General features: G+C 55.8%; 16 protein-coding genes and 1 pseudogene. 14 read left to right on the top strand and 3 right to left on the bottom strand.

Translation table 11 applies throughout. The features are described 5' to 3' along the window. The 10 genes and pseudogenes from BLV20_RS09490 to BLV20_RS09450 all read left to right on the top strand — a co-directional run bounded on the left by BLV20_RS09490 (window position 1) and on the right by BLV20_RS09450 (window position 10,927). Complete coding sequence (locus BLV20_RS09490; RefSeq protein ID WP_092300194.1) at window positions 1–1,113, top strand: UDP-2-acetamido-2,6-beta-L-arabino-hexul-4-ose reductase; 1,113 nt, start codon at window positions 1–3, stop codon at window positions 1,111–1,113. Window positions 1,114–1,140: 27 nt separating this feature from the next. After that, the gene (gene wecB / locus BLV20_RS09485; RefSeq protein ID WP_092300191.1) at window positions 1,141–2,271 is read left to right on the top strand and encodes a non-hydrolyzing UDP-N-acetylglucosamine 2-epimerase; all 1,131 of its coding nucleotides are present in this window, start codon (window positions 1,141–1,143) and stop codon (window positions 2,269–2,271) included. 5 nt (window positions 2,272–2,276) lie between these two features. After that, window positions 2,277–3,500 carry a glycosyltransferase family 4 protein gene (locus BLV20_RS09480; RefSeq protein WP_218190298.1) on the top strand — a complete coding sequence of 408 codons (1,224 nt, stop codon included), beginning with the start codon at window positions 2,277–2,279 and terminating at the stop codon, window positions 3,498–3,500. Window positions 3,501–3,554: 54 nt separating this feature from the next. Then, window positions 3,555–4,151, top strand: a complete 597-nt coding sequence (locus tag BLV20_RS31580) for a sugar transferase (protein ID WP_218190297.1) — start codon at window positions 3,555–3,557, stop codon at window positions 4,149–4,151. Continuing rightward, complete coding sequence (locus BLV20_RS09475) at window positions 4,148–4,774, top strand: acetyltransferase (protein ID WP_092300189.1); 627 nt, start codon at window positions 4,148–4,150, stop codon at window positions 4,772–4,774. The genes BLV20_RS31580 and BLV20_RS09475 overlap by 4 nt, the downstream gene beginning before the upstream one ends. A 95-nt stretch (window positions 4,775–4,869) precedes the next feature. Then, window positions 4,870–6,048: a DegT/DnrJ/EryC1/StrS family aminotransferase gene (locus BLV20_RS09470; RefSeq protein WP_092300186.1), complete on the top strand. Its 1,179-nt coding sequence runs from the start codon at window positions 4,870–4,872 to the stop codon at window positions 6,046–6,048. Between the two features lie 84 nt (window positions 6,049–6,132). Next, window positions 6,133–8,130 carry a polysaccharide biosynthesis protein gene (locus BLV20_RS09465; RefSeq protein WP_175540163.1) on the top strand — a complete coding sequence of 666 codons (1,998 nt, stop codon included), beginning with the start codon at window positions 6,133–6,135 and terminating at the stop codon, window positions 8,128–8,130. 291 nt (window positions 8,131–8,421) lie between these two features. Further along, the gene (locus tag BLV20_RS09460) at window positions 8,422–9,444 is read left to right on the top strand and encodes an MraY family glycosyltransferase (protein WP_092301037.1); all 1,023 of its coding nucleotides are present in this window, start codon (window positions 8,422–8,424) and stop codon (window positions 9,442–9,444) included. A gap of 125 nt (window positions 9,445–9,569) precedes the next feature. Next, window positions 9,570–9,905 carry a ComEA family DNA-binding protein gene (locus BLV20_RS09455; protein ID WP_092300183.1) on the top strand — a complete coding sequence of 112 codons (336 nt, stop codon included), beginning with the start codon at window positions 9,570–9,572 and terminating at the stop codon, window positions 9,903–9,905. Between the two features lie 226 nt (window positions 9,906–10,131). Continuing rightward, window positions 10,132–10,927: pseudogene (locus BLV20_RS09450) on the top strand (SDR family NAD(P)-dependent oxidoreductase). Window positions 10,928–10,955: 28 nt separating this feature from the next. Here BLV20_RS09450 and BLV20_RS09445 read toward each other — a convergent pair. Next, window positions 10,956–11,522: a TetR/AcrR family transcriptional regulator gene (locus BLV20_RS09445; protein WP_092300180.1), complete on the bottom strand. Its 567-nt coding sequence runs from the start codon at window positions 11,520–11,522 to the stop codon at window positions 10,956–10,958. 198 nt (window positions 11,523–11,720) lie between these two features. Here BLV20_RS09445 and BLV20_RS09440 point away from each other — a divergent pair, with 198 nt between their 5' ends. Together BLV20_RS09440 and BLV20_RS09435 are read left to right on the top strand one after the other, a co-directional pair. Further along, window positions 11,721–12,374, top strand: a complete 654-nt coding sequence (locus BLV20_RS09440; RefSeq protein WP_092301033.1) for a GntR family transcriptional regulator — start codon at window positions 11,721–11,723, stop codon at window positions 12,372–12,374. Window positions 12,375–12,389: 15 nt separating this feature from the next. Further along, a complete protein-coding gene (locus BLV20_RS09435) occupies window positions 12,390–13,241 on the top strand; it encodes an urea carboxylase-associated family protein (protein ID WP_092300177.1) in 852 nt (283 codons plus the stop codon). A gap of 76 nt (window positions 13,242–13,317) precedes the next feature. Here BLV20_RS09435 and BLV20_RS09430 read toward each other — a convergent pair whose 3' ends face one another. Continuing rightward, complete coding sequence (locus tag BLV20_RS09430; RefSeq protein WP_092300174.1) at window positions 13,318–13,485, bottom strand: DUF2897 family protein; 168 nt, start codon at window positions 13,483–13,485, stop codon at window positions 13,318–13,320. A 199-nt stretch (window positions 13,486–13,684) separates the two neighbouring features. After that, window positions 13,685–15,049: an ethanolamine permease gene (eat, locus tag BLV20_RS09425; RefSeq protein WP_092300171.1), complete on the bottom strand. Its 1,365-nt coding sequence runs from the start codon at window positions 15,047–15,049 to the stop codon at window positions 13,685–13,687. A gap of 412 nt (window positions 15,050–15,461) precedes the next feature. Between eat and kdpF the strand changes: the two genes are divergently transcribed. Continuing rightward, window positions 15,462–15,551 (top strand): K(+)-transporting ATPase subunit F, encoded by a 90-nt coding sequence (gene kdpF, locus BLV20_RS09420; protein WP_007899818.1) that lies wholly within the window; start codon window positions 15,462–15,464, stop codon window positions 15,549–15,551. An 8-nt stretch (window positions 15,552–15,559) separates the two neighbouring features. Beyond that, window positions 15,560–17,269, top strand: coding sequence for a potassium-transporting ATPase subunit KdpA (gene kdpA, locus BLV20_RS09415; protein WP_092300168.1), 1,710 nt, complete (start codon window positions 15,560–15,562; stop codon window positions 17,267–17,269). Window positions 17,270–17,278 lie beyond the last annotated feature (9 nt).

The raw sequence follows: 17,278 nt of genomic DNA, 5'->3' as shown, positions 1-17,278 counted from the left end.
ATGAAGGTCCTGATTACCGGTATAAACGGCTTTATCGGCAAGAATCTTGAAGCCCATTTGCGTGAGCGCAGTGATATCGAGATTTTGCGTTTCGGCCGAAACGACGACAGTGCATTGCTTAAGACGCTGGTTGCTGACGCTGATTGTGTCGTCCATCTGGCTGGGGTAAATCGTCCTCAGGATCCAGCAGAGTTCAAGAGTGGCAATAGTGATCTCACGCAGTTGCTCTGTGACGCTGTAGCTGCTAGCGGGCGCAAGCTATCGGTTATATATACATCGTCTACGCAGGCCGACTGTGACAATCCTTACGGCGTCAGCAAGCTAGCGGCAGAGCAGGCACTCAATGATCTGGCAGAGAAGCATGCGATTGATCTGCATGTTTTTCGCCTTCCCAATGTTTTTGGGAAGTGGGCTAGGCCGAACTATAATTCGGCGGTAGCGACGTTCTGCCATAATATTTCACGTGGTTTACCCATCAATGTTCATGATGAACGGGCAGCGATCAAACTGGTCTATGTCGATGATGTGATACGGCATTTCATCGAAATTCTGGACGGTTGCGCCCCTCCAGACCGTCAAGCACAGGTTCAACCGGTGTACTCCACGACCGTCGGTGCTGTAGCGGAGAAAATACAAGCGTTCCGTGACAGTCGCTCGACACTGATCAGTGAGGCTGTTGGAACAGGCTTGACCCGAGCACTGTACTCGACTTACCTCAGTTACCTACCCCCAGAGTCTTTTACCTACGAGGTTCCCAAGTATGGCGACCCTCGTGGTGTATTCGTGGAAATGCTGAAGACACCCAGTGCAGGTCAGTTTTCCTATTTTACCGCTCACCCTGGGATTACTCGTGGTGGTCATTATCATCACACCAAGACCGAAAAGTTTCTTGTTATCAAGGGCCACGCTCGCTTTCGCTTTCGCCAGATCATTTCGGGCGAATTCTACGAACTGCAAACTACAGGTGAGCAGCCAGTGATTGTGGAAACTGTCCCGGGCTGGACACACGACATCACCAATGTCGGCAGCGACGAAATGATTGTGATGCTGTGGGCCAATGAGATTTTTGATCGCGAACATCCGGATACCTTCGCGTTGCCACTGAGCCCTTGAGGCTGATTGATTAGGTAGAGGATTGTGATGAAGAAGTTGAAAGTAGTGACTGTTGTTGGGACGCGTCCCGAAATTATTCGCCTATCACGTGTCATTTCGGCACTGGACGAACACTGTGATCATGTCCTGGTGCACACAGGTCAGAACTATGATTACGAACTGAATGAGATTTTCTTTCAGGATCTTGGTATTCGTAAGCCGGATCACTTTCTGAGTGCTGCCGGCACGACGGGCGCAGAAACGATAGGGAATGTCATCATTTCGGTCGATCGTGTGCTAGCAGAAATTATGCCGGATGCGCTACTGGTCCTGGGTGATACCAACAGCTGCATGGCTGTCATTCCAGCTAAGCGTCGCAAGATCCCAACCTTCCACATGGAGGCCGGCAACCGTTGTTTTGATATGCGCGTGCCTGAAGAGATTAACCGTCGTATTGTTGATCACACTGCAGATATCAATCTGACCTATAGCACGATTGCCCGCGACTACCTTTTGCGTGAGGGGCTTTCACCGGACATGGTCATCAAGACCGGTAGTCCGATGTTTGAGGTACTCACCCATTATCACAGCGGGATTGACGAATCGGATGTGCTGGAGCGCCTTGGTCTGAAGGCGGGTCAGTTTTTTGTTGTCAGCGCACACCGGGAGGAGAATATCGAATCGGACAAGAACTTCCTCAAGCTGGTGGATGTCCTCAATACAGTCGCTTGCAACTACGACCTTCCTGTCATTGTGTCTACTCACCCCCGTACGCAAAAACGAGTGGATACACTGGGTGTCACTTTTCATCCCAACGTTCGGTTACTCAAGCCGCTTGGCTTCAAGGACTACAATAAGCTGCAGCTCACATCCAAGGCGGCTTTGTCGGACAGTGGAACGATCAATGAAGAGTCTTCGATACTCAACTTTCCTGCGCTGAATCTGCGTGAGGCCCATGAGCGGCCGGAAGGGATGGAAGAAGCCGCCGTTATGATGGTTGGATTGGAGGTTGAGCGTGTTCTACAGGGGCTTCACCTGATCGAGAGCCAGGCGCGTGGTGAGACCCGTAATCTTCGTTTGGTAGAGGACTACAGTATGCCGAATGTTTCGGAAAAAGTAGTTCGTATCATCCACAGTTATCGTGATTACGTGATGCGTACTGTCTGGAGAAGGTACTAATCAGGATGGCGACCCGCGTTCTATTGCTGACTCAGTGGTTTGATCCTGAACCTACTTTCAAAGGGCTCGTATTTGCGCGTGAGTTGGTAGCGCAGGGTTTCGAGGTCGAGGTCGTTACCGGTTTTCCGAACTATCCAGGGGGCAAGCTTTATCCCGGCTACAAAGTAAGATTTTTGCAGCGCGAGATTATTGATGGGGTGAAGGTGACGCGCCTGCCCCTCTATCCGAGTCACGGGCAGGGTGGCATAGGTCGGGTACTGAACTATGTAAGCTTCGCGGCCAGTGCGTTGTTCTATGGGCTTTTCGGTGCCCGTAAGCCAGATGTGATTTATGCCTATCATCCACCATTGACAGTGGGTATTGCTGCAGTACTCATCCGGATTTTTCGGCGTGTTCCAGTTGTCTACGATATTCAGGACATGTGGCCGGATACACTCAAAGCGACTGGAATGTTTTCCAACGGGAAAGCCTTGAGAGTCGTTTCCAGTATTTGTGACTGGGTATATCGTCGTGTCGATCAACTTGTAGTTCTTTCACCGGGGTTCAAGCGTTTGTTGGTGGAGCGAGGCGTTCCTGAGCAAAAAATTGATCTTATATACAACTGGTGTGCCGAAGCTACGGTTGCTGCACCTTGTGCAACACTACCGGTGAACTTTCCTGATGCTTCAACGTTTCGCATTTTGTTTGCCGGCAATATGGGTAAGGCGCAATCGCTGGAATCAGTCATTACGGCAGCGCAGTTGGTCCGTGAGCAGACGGATAAGATTTCCTTCATTTTTCTTGGTGGCGGAGTCGAGGTAGCGCGGCTACAGGAGCTGGCAGTAAAAAGAAATTTGGATAACGTGCTTTTTCTTCCGGCCGTTCCCATGAGTGAGGTGGGGGCGTACCTGTCCAATGCAGATGCGCTGCTTGTGCACTTGAAGAAGGATCCGTTGTTCACTATCACTATTCCGTCTAAAACCCAGGCTTATATGGCCGCGGGCAAGCCTGTGTTGATGGCGGTCGACGGGGATGCTGCCGACCTTGTGCGTGATGCGGATTGTGGTGTTGTCAGTGAGTCGGATAATCCGCAATCCATTGCTGACGCGGCCTTGGCGTTGATGAATACCCCCTCATCGGAGCGTGATTGGATGGCGCAAAGCGGTCAGGCGTATTACAAGAGGGTACTGTCCTTGCGTGTGGGGGTTGCACGTTTTGGTGAACACTTTAAACGCTTGTCGAAACGCTAGCTGTTATTGCGATTCAGTTATGTAACGCTGCTCAAAATTTTTCAGGGATCTTTGATGTTAAAGCGCTTCTTCGATGTTTTAGCGGCTGGAATTGGGTTAATTCTCTTATTTCCCTTGATACTGGTGGTCGCTTATCTTATTCGCAAACGCTTGGGGTCGCCGATATTGTTCCGTCAGGTACGTCCTGGTTTCGGTGGTAAGCCATTTGAAATGATCAAGTTTCGTACAATGCGAGACGCAGTGGACGCCAGCGGTAAACCACTTCCGGATTCGGAGCGGATGACACCATTCGGCACGTTTCTTCGCTCCAGCAGCCTGGATGAATTGCCGGAGCTGTGGAATGTGATCAAGGGGGATATGAGTCTGGTGGGGCCACGGCCTTTGTTGATGGAGTATTTGCCTTTGTATGACGAAGAGCAGTTGCGTAGGCATGAAGCTAGACCGGGGGTTACTGGGTGGGCACAGATCAATGGTCGAAATGCACTGTCTTGGGAAGAGAAGTTTAAGCTTGATGTTTGGTATGTGGATAACCAATCCGTGTGGCTCGATCTGAAAATTATTTTTCTCACGATCAAAAAAGTTGTGATCAAGGATGGAATCAGCGCCGAGGGCGAAGTGACGATGTCGCGATTTACCGGGACGAAGAAATGAAAAGGCTGGCTATTCTCGGGGCCAGCGGTCATGGGAAAGTTGTTGCAGATACGGCCGAATGTTGCGGTTGGCGGGTGATCGAGTTCTTTGATGACGCCTGGCCAGGGGTTACGTCCAATGAAGTATGGCCAGTGGTCGGAACGAGTAAGGATCTGCTCAGTCGAGTGCAGGAATTCGATGGTATTTTGGTTGCTATTGGCAATAACGGTATTCGTCGAAGCAAGCTTTATGAGTTGAAGGCCGCTGGGGCACGGTTGCCCGTACTTGTTCACCCGCTTTCGGTGGTCAGTCAGTATGCGTCTATCGGTTCGGGCTCCGTTGTTTTTGCATCTGCAGTGGTAAATGCATTCGCGTCGGTGGGCGAAGGGGTGATACTCAATACGAGCTGCTGTATTGAACATGACTGTGTTGTCGGGGTGTGTACCCATATCAGTCCGGGGGCGAGCCTGGCGGGTGGGGTTCAGATAGGTGACGCCAGTTGGATCGGCATCGGTGCCAGTGTCAGGCAACAGATCCATATAGGTGACAATGTGGTTGTGGGTGCCGGTGCCGCGGTGGTATCCGATATCTCTGATAATATGACCGTAGCCGGGGTGCCTGCACGAGTGCTGGACAGATCCTGAGTCTCGTAAATCAACAGCCGGTCAGGCGTCGTTAGCCAAATGGCGAGTTTGATTACCAATAGTTCCTTTTCAATTTTGGATAGCAGGTAAAAACTGTGTTGAATACCCCATTTTCTCCTTGGCCGTCGTTCACGGATGAAGAAGCCAACGCCGTTCGCGATGTGGTGCTTTCCAATAAAGTAAATTATTGGACGGGGCAGGAGTGTCGCGAGTTTGAGAAAGAGTTTGCCGTGTGGGCCGGTACGGAATATGCGATCGCTTTGGCAAACGGTACTGTTGCACTTGATTTAGCGTTGCATGCATTGGGGATCGGTGCTGGAGATGAGGTCATCGTTACCCCGCGCACCTTTCTGGCCTCCGTTTCCAGTATCGTTAATGCTGGTGCGGTTCCAGTGTTTGCTGAAGTTGATCGAGACACCCAGAATATAACCGCAGAGACTATTCAGGCGGTGTTGACGCCTCGTACTCGAGGCATCATCTGTGTCCATCTGGCAGGTTGGCCTTGTGACATGGACCCTATCATGACGTTGGCAGCCCGTTATGATATCAAGGTGATTGAAGACTGTGCCCAAGCGCACGGTGCCCGATATAAGGGACGCCCTGTTGGCTCCATAGGTCATGTGGGAGCATGGTCGTTCTGCCAGGACAAGATTATGTCTACGGGCGGAGAGGGCGGTATGGTAACTACCAATGATCGCGGCCTCTGGGCACAGATGTGGGCATTCAAAGATCACGGCAAAAGCTGGGAGGCTGTCTATGAACGCCAGCACGCTCCGGGCTTCCGTTGGGTACATGAGAGTTTTGGTACCAACTGGCGCATGCTTGAAGTACAAGGGGTGATTGGTCGGATTCAGTTGGCTCGTATGCCTGATTGGCATGCCTCTCGACTAGCAAATGCGCAACGCATATGGCGTTGCGCTGAAATGTTGTCAGGTTTAAGAGTTCCCGAAGCAGAGCCCGATATCATCCACGCAGCTTACAAATGCTATGTATTTGTGGATCCACTGAGATTGGCAAAGGGATGGTCTCGTGATCGCATTATCGCTGAGATAGTCAGTCGGGGGGTTCCATGTTATTCAGGCTCTTGCTCGGAAGTCTATCTGGAGAAGGCGTTTGAGGGTACTGAGTGGCGTCCTGTAACACGATTACCTATTGCACTAGAGTTAGGAGAGACAAGTTTAATGTTTCTTGTTCATCCTACATTAACTGAAGTTGAAATGGAAAAAACCTGCCTCATCTTGGAGGAAGTAATGAGACTTGCGGTTTCTAATTGAAAAAAATGAACGGCATTTACTTTGGCATATGCTTGAGTTTAATCGGGATGTTCAGCAGATTGCAGGTGGTGGGGTTAACAAAGGATGATTGACAACTTACGTAACTGGCTACTGAGTTTGCCGCGCCGGCAAAAGCGATTAATCCAGGTTGCAACGGATATCGTTTTAGTCTGGATTGCTCTGTGGCTGGCTTTCGTTGTTCGCCTGGGGGTTGATGAGATGATCAACCCGTTGTTAGCCCACTCATGGCTATTCATTTGTGCACCGGTTGTCGCTATTCCGCTATTTATTCGCTTCGGTATGTATCGCGCTGTGATGCGCTATTTTGGTAATGACGCGCTTATTGCAATTATCAAAGCAGTAAGCCTGTCTGCTTTAATACTGGGGATGGTAGTCTATTGGTATAGCAATCATCAGAATGTGGTTCCACGATCTATCATTTTCAACTACTGGTGGCTGAGCCTCGTAATGATTGGGGGGCTGCGTCTGGGGATGAGGCAGTATTTTCTGGGCGATTGGTTTACCGCGGCTCAACATGTTCCATTCGCTGCTCGAGATGACGGTTTGCCTAAAGTGGCCATCTACGGCGCCGGTGCGGCGGGTAACCAGTTGGTCGCTGCTTTGCGGATGGGGCGCTTGATGCGCCCAGTAGCATTTATCGACGACGACAGCAATATTGCCGAGCGAGTGATTTCCGGGCTGCATGTCTATAAGCCCAAACATATTCAGCAAATGATCGATGTGACCGGAGCTCAGCAGATCCTGTTGGCAATCCCTTCTGCCAACCGTACGCGACGCCGAGAGATCCTGAGTTTCCTCGAGGGGTTCGGTCTGCATGTGCAAAGTGTGCCGGGTTTTATGGATTTGGCGAGCGGACGAGTCAAAGTCGATGATATTCAGGAAGTCGACATTGCAGACCTGCTGGGGCGCGACTCGGTCCCCCCTCAGGAAGAGTTGCTCGAGCATTGCATCAAGGAGCAGTCGGTACTGATCACGGGTGCCGGTGGTTCGATCGGTTCGGAACTGTGCCGTCAGATTCTTGCGTTGCGCCCGACCACGATGCTGCTCTACGAGCACAGTGAGTTCAATCTCTACAGCATCTTGCAGGAACTCGAACAGCGCATCGTTCGCGAGTCGCTGTCCGTGAAGTTGTTGCCGATCCTGGGGTCCGTGCGTAATCAGGAAAAACTGCTCGATATCATGCAAACCTGGCATGTGGATACGGTGTATCACGCCGCAGCCTATAAGCATGTCCCCATGGTCGAGCACAATATCGCTGAAGGCCTGTTGAACAATGTGATGGGCACATTGAGTACGGCGCAGGCCGCTCTTCGTGCGAATGTCGCGAACTTCGTGCTAATTTCAACGGATAAGGCGGTACGCCCGACGAATGTCATGGGCAGTACCAAGCGTCTGGCCGAAATGACGCTGCAGGCTCTGAGCCGTGAGGTGGCTCCGGTATTGTTCGGGGAGCACGCCAATGTTTCCCGGGTGAATAAAACCCGCTTTACCATGGTGCGTTTCGGCAATGTGCTGGGCTCTTCCGGTTCGGTCATTCCGTTGTTTCACAAGCAGATCAAGTCCGGTGGGCCTTTGACGGTCACCCATCCCCGTATCACGCGTTATTTCATGACTATTCCGGAAGCGGCCCAACTGGTAATCCAGGCGGGCTCCATGGGGCAGGGTGGTGATGTGTTTGTGCTGGATATGGGCGAGCCGGTCAGGATTGTCGAACTGGCCGAGAAGATGGTTCATCTGTCCGGATTGAGCTTGCGTTCCGAAAAGAACCCCCATGGCGACATAGCCGTCGAGTTCACGGGACTGCGGCCAGGCGAAAAGCTCTATGAAGAACTGTTGATCGGCGATAACGTCGTAGCGACGCAGCATCCAATGATCATGAGCGCCAATGAAGACTATCTGCCTTGGGATGTATTGAAGGCCAGGCTGGGCGAGTTGCTGTTGGCGGTCGACCAGGATGATTACTCGAGAGTCCGGCAACTGTTGCGCGACACGGTCAGTGGCTACACTCCGGACAGCGAGATTGTCGACTGGATTTATCAGCAGCGCCGGCTCGAGCCCTAGTTGCATCATTAGCCCTTCGGTCGCCATGAACTTGCTGTTTGGTGCTGAGGGGCGATTACACTTGTTAAGCATTACCTGCGTTCTTGTTGTACTTACACAGAGTGGACACTATGGGGGCGGCACTGCCTTGACCCGTCGGTAAAAACGTTCTGCTCTGCAACTACAAAAATAAAAAACATATTGAAGTGGTCAGCCGGGACTGCAGTCTGGTTCCGGACTTCGCTGCCACGACATGCCGTTGGAGTCGACACCTTGAGCTTTCAAGCATCGTCTGACTTATGGTTTCCCTGGATAGGGCTTTTGTGGTCGCTACCGATCATGGCGACCCTCTCGCTGGGGGTGACTGGAGCTTTTCTTCGTTATGCGCTGGCTCACAGGCTGATGGAGATTCCGAACGCACGCAGCTCCCACTCCATTCCTACTCCGCGTAGTGGCGGGGTAGGTATCGTCCTGACCTTCCTTATTGCCTTGCCCTTGGCCGGCATGCTTGGAGCTATCGGCCCGAATCTGGTCTGGAGTCTCTCAGGCGCGGGTGCTGGTATCGCCTTGCTTGGGTTTATTGACGATCATCGGCCCATTGCGGCCCGCTGGCGTTTGCTCGGACATTTTGCAGGTAGTCTCTGGGCCTTGTTCTGGCTGGGAGGGTTGCCGGCGCTTGAGGTGTTCGGCATGACGCTGGAGCTTGGCTGGATCGGGCATGCATTGGCTGTGGTGTATCTGGTCTGGATGTTGAACCTCTACAACTTCATGGATGGCATCGATGGAATTGCCAGTGTCGAAGCCGTGACATCCTGCCTGAGTATTTGCCTGATCTATTGGTTGTCGGGATATGACGATTTGATCTGGCCGCCCTTGCTGCTCGCCACCTCGACACTGGGTTTCCTGTACTGGAATTTTCCGCCGGCGAAAATCTTCATGGGTGATATCGGCAGCGGTTTCCTGGGTATTGTGCTGGGTATTCTTTCACTGCAGGCCGCCTGGAGAAACGCCGATTTCCTGTGGGTATGGTGCATTTTGCTCGGGGTGTTCATTGTTGATGCGACTTTTACCTTGATCCGGCGTTTTTTACGTGGAGAGCGCATCTATGAAGCTCATCGCAGCCATGGTTATCAGTTCGCTTCACGCCAACTGGGAAGTCATTTCCAGGTTACCTTGGGCGTCGCATCGATCAACCTTCTCTGGCTGTTACCCATCGGTCTGTTTGTTGCCATGCAGAAGCTAGACGGAGGATTGGGGGTGATCGTGGCCTATGTACCGTTGCTCATTCTAGCTGTGAAGTATCGGGCCGGTGAGTCGGAGCGCCGAGCAGAGTGATGAGGGCGGCACTATTACATAAACTGCAATCAATCCATTTTTGACAGTGCATCACCATGGCCTACGTTTGAGAGGCAGCTTCGGAAAAGCTGCATCTTTATCAACGGTGTCATGGAGTGTCATTTATGCGTACAAACTATTTCTATTCCCTGCTTTTTGCCCTGCTGACAAGCGCCTCTATCAGCGTAGTTGCTGCTCCCGCGTCGAAACAAGAGACGGCAAGCACGGTGCCAGCCGTGACTGCGGTAGCTGCCCCACAAACTGCCATGGTCGATATCAACAGGGCTGACGCTGCTACGTTGCAGCGTGAACTGTTGGGGGTAGGTGAAGTAAAAGCCAAGGCAATTGTTGCATATCGTGAAGCTAATGGAGCTTTCTCGTCAGTAGACGAACTGCTCGAGGTCAAGGGAATCGGCAGGGCGATTCTGGAAAGCAACCGGGAAAAGTTGAAGGTCAACTGACGCTTCAATTCATGCACAAGGCCGATCATTGATCGGCCTTGTGTTTTTCGGGCCCATAGTGCGCAAAGCACCATAAGCAGGATTGCGCCATTCAATGTTGTCTACTCGTCTCAATATAATTATGATCGTAATATTTTATTGAATTATGACTATAATTAAATCGCTTCCCAAGCAGCGTATCAATTCCTTGTCTTTCCCTTCTCAAGCACTTTTCTGGAGATCCGTTATGAACTCGATTTCCCCCAAGGGGCTGGCACTTGTCACCGGTGCTTCATCTGGCATCGGTGCGGTTTATGCCGAGCGGTTGGCCGCTCGTGGTTACGATCTGTTGCTGGTTGCACGAGATGAGCCGCGCCTGCAAACCGCGGCTACCCGGCTGCGGGCCGAGCACAAGGTGCAGGTTGAAGTGTTGAAAGCCGATCTGACGCTCAAGGCCGATGTGTTGAAGGTCGAGCAGCGTTTGCGTTCCGACTCGAGTATCAATCTGTTGCTGAACAATGCCGGTATCGTTGCCGACGGAAGCCTGGCCGTTGCCGATACGGATCGGCTGGAGGCGATGATCCAGCTCAATGTGATCGCGGTCACTCGTCTGGCTGCCGCTGCTGCCGCCAGCTTCTCGGCAGCGGGAAGAGGGGCGATCATCAATATCGCTTCGGTGGTGGCGCTGATTCCCGAGAGTTTTAATGCGACCTACAGTGCGACCAAGGCCTATGTCCTGAGCCTGACTCAGTCGCTTGCTGCGGAACTGGACGGTAAAGGCGTGCAGGTCCAGGCGGTATTGCCCGGGGTAACCCGCACTGAGATCTTCTGGGAGCGCTCGGGCATCGACGCCCAGGGGATTCCAGCTGAAATGGTTATGGATGCCACCGAGATAGTGGATGCAGCTCTGGCCGGTTTTGATCAGGGTGAGTTGATCACCATCCCCTCGCTACCCGACTCGGCTGATTAGGACGCCTTCGTAGTTGCGCGTTTTGCCGGGGCCCAACTTGTCGAAAAGCAGCGCGGCAGCTCGCTACAAATAACCATGCTGAGGCGGGAGGATGATGCGGATCACCCCGTCTGCCCATCCTGCTTTTTCAGGTGCTCGCGTGTTACTTCCAGTATCCGTTTGGCCAGATCGGGGTTCTCGACGCCGCGCGACAGCACCAGGGCTCCGACCAGGGTCGACATGATCACCAGGCTCTGGTCGGCGGCATCTTCTCCCTTGAGGTTTGCCTCTACCTGCGTGAGTCGCGCATTGAGCTCCGCATCCGTGGTGGGGCTCGCTTGCCCGCGCAGGCCTAGTTCCGAAGACATGGTGGGCAGCGGGCAACCTTGACCGGGGGAGGTCTGATGCCACTCGGACAGGTAGCTGTCGATAAAGGCCTGCAGTGGTTTTTCCTGGGCAAACAGCATGGCGCAGTGGGTATCGAGTTCTGCGGCCGCGGCCTGCAGGGCTTTTTCGATCAGCTCGTCCTTGGATTTGAAGTGCGAGTAGAAACCGCCATGAGTCAGGCCCAGGGCTTTCATCAACGGTTGCAGGCCTGTCGCGCCGATGCCGTCGCGCCGAAAGCGCTCGGCGGCTTCCTTGATGATGCGCTGATGGGTTTGGGCTTTATGGTCTTGCGAATAACGCATCGGGGAAATCTCCACAACCGGGGAGCCATCTTACCCAAGGTTGATAGCAGGATGACTGCACTTTTTATCCCAGAAGTCTCACGCTGTCTCCGTTAAATCAGCAGAAAAGGGCGCGATTTAATGATGTTTTCCAGCTATTGGCATGAATAGTGGTTATTGGATATCCATGGATTGTTCAACAATCGCAAGGCGATATTCATGAACGACGCATTGTCCCTGGCCGATCAGATAACCCTCGAATTACGCGCCGATATCATCGGCGGTCGCTTGCTGCCGGGCATGCCCCTAGTGGAAAGCGACCTGGTGTCCGCCTACAACGCCTCGCGCAATACCATCCGCGAGGCCTTGCACCGTCTGGGGCAAGAAGGCCTGGCCCGCTATACACGCAACAAGGGCGTCACGGTGCGCAGGTTGGGGATAGATGAGGTGCGGGACCTGTTCCAGGTGCGGCGTACCCTGGAACTTCAGGCCATCGCCTCCAGCAAGCCGTTGCGTGAGTACCAATCCGACCGGATGCTCGAGGCAATCGAGGCCAGCGAACTCGCCCGCGAGCGCGAGGATTGGCGCTCGGTGGGCACCCACAGCCTGGCCTTTCATCAACACATCGTCGGCCTGATGCGCAGCCCCTTGTTCGACGAATTCTTCACCAACGTCGTGGCGCAGATGCGCCTGGTGTTCTGTGCCGCCCCTGACGAGCAGCATTTTCAATCGCCCTGGCTGGCCCGGGACCGGCTGATCCATGACTTGCTCGCCGAAGGCGACAAGCATGCCGCTGGTGAAACCCTGGCGGTTTACCTCGACGATTCCGAACGGCTGCTGCTCGACATCCTCAGCCACTCTTCCCGCCACTGATCGAGGATTTCAACCATGTACAAAGACTATCCCGCGGCTTATCAGGTCAGCAAAGGCTCGGCCCTGCAGGTGGATACGGCCTTTTATGAGCGGGTCCGCGACAGCAAGGGCCAACGTACCTTGATCGAGCAATTCGAGGTGCCGATCCGCACCGGGCGCGCTTGGCATGTGCCGGCCGGGCATGTGTTCCGGGTGACCACGCCGGCCGGCCCGCAAGTCGGGGATTTCAACGTCTGGAATGCCAACGACCCGCGCGAGCGTCTGTGGGCCGCCCGTACCCGGCAATTGCAGGGGGCGCATGTCAGCACCCATGACCGGCTGTGGTCGAACCTGCCGTTTTTGCGGCCGTTGGTGACCATCACCGACGACAGCCTGGCCGGTTACGGCATCGACGAGCATGGCGGGCGCCTGCACGACCTGCTCGGCACCCGCTGCGACCCCTACGTGAACCGCATGCTCACCGGCGAGGATTTTCACCACCATTGCCATTCCAACCTGACGCGTGCGGTCTTGCCCCACGGCCTGACCGAATTCGATGTGCATGACGTGCTGAACATCTTTCAGTGCACCGGGCTCAATCACGACGACATGTATTTCATGAAGGCGTGCCCGGCGCAGAAGGGCGATTACCTGGAATTCTTTGCCGAGATCGATCTGTTGTGCGCCCTATCGACCTGCCCGGGTGGCGACTTGTCGCTGCCAATGTGGGGGCCCGAGGCTCAGGACCCGCTCAGCGTCTGCCGGCCGTTGGGCGTGGAGATCTATCGGCTCGACGAGGCATTGCTCGAAGGCTGGCGCCAGCCTGAGCGGGCCGCCTACAAAGGCCTGCACGGTCTGCAGATCGCCAAGGCTGCCTGGGAGAAATAACGCTGCCGGCCACCGAGGCGGATAAAAAAGCCCCGCCATTTCGAGAAGGGCGGGGCTGTTCGATAGGGCGATCCAGTCAGCGGTCTTGCGCGTCCTTGGCGTCCGCTTCCGCGTTGCGCTCTGCAACGCGCTTGCGTTGCTCATCGGTCAGTTCCACCTTGTTGGCGGTGTCGCGCAGCAGCATCAGGCCACCAACGATCGAGCCGATTGCAACGACCAGAATCAACCAGGCATACCAGGGCATAGGGCTCTCCTTGAGGGCATACCGGCGGGCGAGGAGTTTCGCCCGTCAAGTTGCCATACCACTTCGAGTTACAGCATTTCGCAGTGGTTCCATTCTAAGCCTGATCTGCCCCCATGACTTCTCTCGTATCAGTCTTCTAGCCGTTACCGGCGGCTGAACAGCGGTCGTGTCGCAGCGCTCGCAGATGGCCGGCAACCGCTCAGAGCCCGGTCAGCATTGCATCCGCCGGCGCATTGGCGCGTAGCTGCGCGGTCAATTGGAAGTAAATGAAGCCGACCGCCATGAAGCCGAGAAAGATCAGGCCGATCAGGCTGTTGAACCAGGCCATGGCCACCAGGCAGACGATTGCCAGCGCCAGGGCAATGGCCGGAACCAGCGGATAGCCGGGGGCGCGGAAGGTGCGTTCCAGGTGCGGTTCGGTCTTACGCAGCTTGAACAGGCTGAGCATGCTCATGATGTACATCACGATGGCGCCGAATACGGCCATGGTGATCATCGCCGCGGTCAGGGTCATGCCGCCCAGGTTGATCAAGCCATCGCTGTAGATGGCGGCGATGCCGATCAGGCCACCGGCGATGATGGCGCGGTGCGGCGTCTGGAAGCGCGACAACCTGGCCAGCGATGCCGGCAGATAGCCGGCGCGGGCGAGGGCGAAGAACTGCCGCGAGTAGCCCAGAATGATGCCGTGGAAGCTCGCCACCAGGCCGAACAGGCCAATCCACACCAGCATGTGCAGCCAGCCGGAGTTGTCTCCGACCACGGCTTTCATGGCCTGGGGCAGCGGGTCGTTGATGTTCGACAGGGCGCGCCAGTCGCCCACGCCGCCAGCGAAGAACATTACGCCCATGGCCAGCAGCACCAGGGTCAGGATGCCGCTGATGTAGGCTTTGGGGATGGTGCGTTTCGGGTCCTTGGCTTCTTCGGCGGCCATGGCCGCGCCTTCGATGGCGAGGAAGAACCAGATGGCGAACGGAATCGCCGCGAACATCCCGGCAATCGCGGGGGCGCCGAAGGTATCCGAGCCCGCCCAGCCGTTGAGGGCGAAGTTGCTGAAGCTGAAGGCCGGCGCGACCACGCCCATGAATACCAGCAATTCCGCCACCGCCAGCACGCAGACCACCAGCTCGAAAGTCGCGGCGAGTTTGACGCCGAGGATGTTCAACCCCATGAACACGATATAGGCCCCGACCGCCGCATGCTTCGGGTCCAGGGCGGGGAACTGCACATTCAGGTAGGCCCCGATCGCCAGGGCAATGGCCGGTGGCGCGAAGACGAATTCGATCAGGGTCGCCAGCCCGGCAATCAGCCCGCCTTTTTCGCCGAAGGCCCGGCGGCTATAGGCAAAGGGGCCGCCGGCATGGGGAATGGCGGTGGTCAGTTCGGTGAAGCTGAAGATGAAACAGCTGTACATGGCAGCGACCATCAGCGAGGTCAGCAGAAAGCCCAGGGTACCGGCGACGCCCCAGCCATAACTCCAGCCGAAGTATTCCCCCGAAATCACCAACCCGACCGCGATCCCCCATAAATGCAGCGTGCCCAGCGTTGGTTTGAGTTGTGTGTTCATGCATGGCTCCCGGAACGGAATGAAGTGCTCGGGCTGCTCATTGCACCGCTCATGCCAGGGCGGGAAGGGGCGTCGTAAAGCGCAAAAAGCTGTCGCATCGAGGATGTTTCCGGATATTTCGCGAGCCAAGGCATTCGGATTGGTGCACGAACGTGCCACAAGAGGGCGGCGGCGGCCTGGAGGTGCTGATCGCGACCTCAAATAAACCCTGCTTTTCCGTAGAGGCAAGCTTGCTCGCGATGGCCGCCCTGGAACCTTCCCAAAGGCTTGCCGGCCCCGACGTAAACCCCGCGTAAAGCCATTCTTTACGCATTCTTTATGCGCCTTGCGCGCCCTCGCCCTCGTTCCTTTACAGCCTCCCTGCCGACAATGCCCCCCACACGCGGCGATTGCCGTACGACGGAGAGATTCCATGAGCGTTCTGGACGGGGTGTCCCTGCTGCTGGCAGTGGGGCTGTTCATCTATCTACTGGTTGCGCTGTTGCGCGCGGATCGGAACTAGGAGCGGCTATGCACAGTTATGACTATTGGCTGATCCTCGGCTTCTTTGCCTTGGTGCTGCTGCCCGCACCTTTCCTGGGGCGGTTCTACTACAAGGTGATGGAGGGCCAGCGCACCTGGCTGACGCCGCTGCTGGGACCGGTCGAGCGCACCTGCTACCGGCTCTCGGGCGTCGATGCGCACAGCGAACAGAGCTGGCAGAAATATGCCCTGGCCCTGCTCGCGTTCAACCTGGCCGGCTTTGTGCTGCTGTTCACGATTCTGTTGTTCCAGGACCATTTGCCACTCAACCCGCAGAACCTGCCGGGGCAAGAGTGGACGTTGGCGTTCAACACCGCGGTCAGCTTCATGACCAACACCAACTGGCAGTCCTACAGCGGTGAAGCCTCGCTGAGCTACCTGAGCCAGATGATCGGCCTGACCGTGCAGAACTTCGTCAGCGCCGCCACCGGCCTGGCCGTGCTGGTTGCCTTGTGCCGAGGCATCGGCCGGCGTTCGGCAAAGACCCTGGGCAACTTCTGGGTCGACATGACCCGCGCCACCCTCTACGGCCTGTTGCCGTTGTGCCTGCTGCTGGCCTTGTTGCTGGTCTGGCAGGGCGTACCGCAAACCTTGGCCCATTACGTCAACGCCGTGACCCTGCAAGGCGTCGACCAGGTGATCCCGCTGGGCCCGGCCGCCAGCCAGATCGCCATCAAGCAATTGGGCACCAACGGCGGGGGCTTCTTTGGCGTCAACTCGGCGCATCCGTTCGAGAACCCGACGGCCTGGAGCAACCTTTTCGAAGTGTCCTCGATCATCCTGATTCCGGTGGCGCTGGTGTTCACTTTCGGCCATTACGTCAAGGACCTGCGGCAGAGCCGGGCGATCATTGCCTGCATGCTGGCGCTGTTCCTGATCGGTGGAGCGACCTCGCTGTGGTCCGAGTCCCAGCCCAACCCGGCCCTGAACAATGCCGCGGTCGAACAGGCCGCGCCGCTCGAAGGCAAGGAATCGCGGTTCGGTACCACCGCCACCGTGCTCTGGTCGGTGACCACCACGTCGGCCTCCAACGGTTCGGTCAACGGCATGCACGATAGCCTCAGCCCGCTGAGCGGCATGGTCGCGCTGATCAACATGATGGTCGGCGAAGTGATTTTCGGCGGGGTCGGCGCGGGCCTCTACGGCATGTTGCTGAACGTGCTGATCGCTGTATTCCTGGCCGGCCTGATGATCGGCCGCACCCCGGAATACCTGGGCAAGAAGCTCCAGGCCAGGGAAGTGCAGTTGCTGGTGGTGACCCTGATGGTGATGCCGGTCGGCGTGCTGGTGCTCAGCGCCATTGCCGCGAGCCTGCCTGGGCCGGTATCAGCGGTAAGCAACCCAGGCGCCCATGGCTTCAGCCAGTTGCTGTACGCCTACACCTCGGCCAGCGCCAACAACGGTTCGGCCTTCGCCGGCCTTGGGGCCAATACCCCGTTCCACAACCTGATGCTGGGCCTGGGCATGTTGATCGGCCGCTTCGGCTACATCCTGCCGGTGCTGGCACTGGCCGGCAGCCTGGCGCTGAAAAAGACCGCGCCGGTCGGCCAGAACAGTTTCCCCACCCATGGCCCGCTGTTCGTCACGCTGCTGACCATGACCATATTGCTGGTGGGCGGGTTGACCTTTCTGCCGACCCTGGCGCTGGGCCCGATTGCCGAACACTTGAGCTTGGCTGCCTTTGGAATGAAGGGCTGAGGACTTAAC

This window comes from Pseudomonas sp. NFIX28 (genome assembly GCF_900107395.1).
Taxonomy (GTDB): domain Bacteria; phylum Pseudomonadota; class Gammaproteobacteria; order Pseudomonadales; family Pseudomonadaceae; genus Aquipseudomonas.
This window is presented reverse-complemented; position numbering and strand designations above follow the sequence as displayed.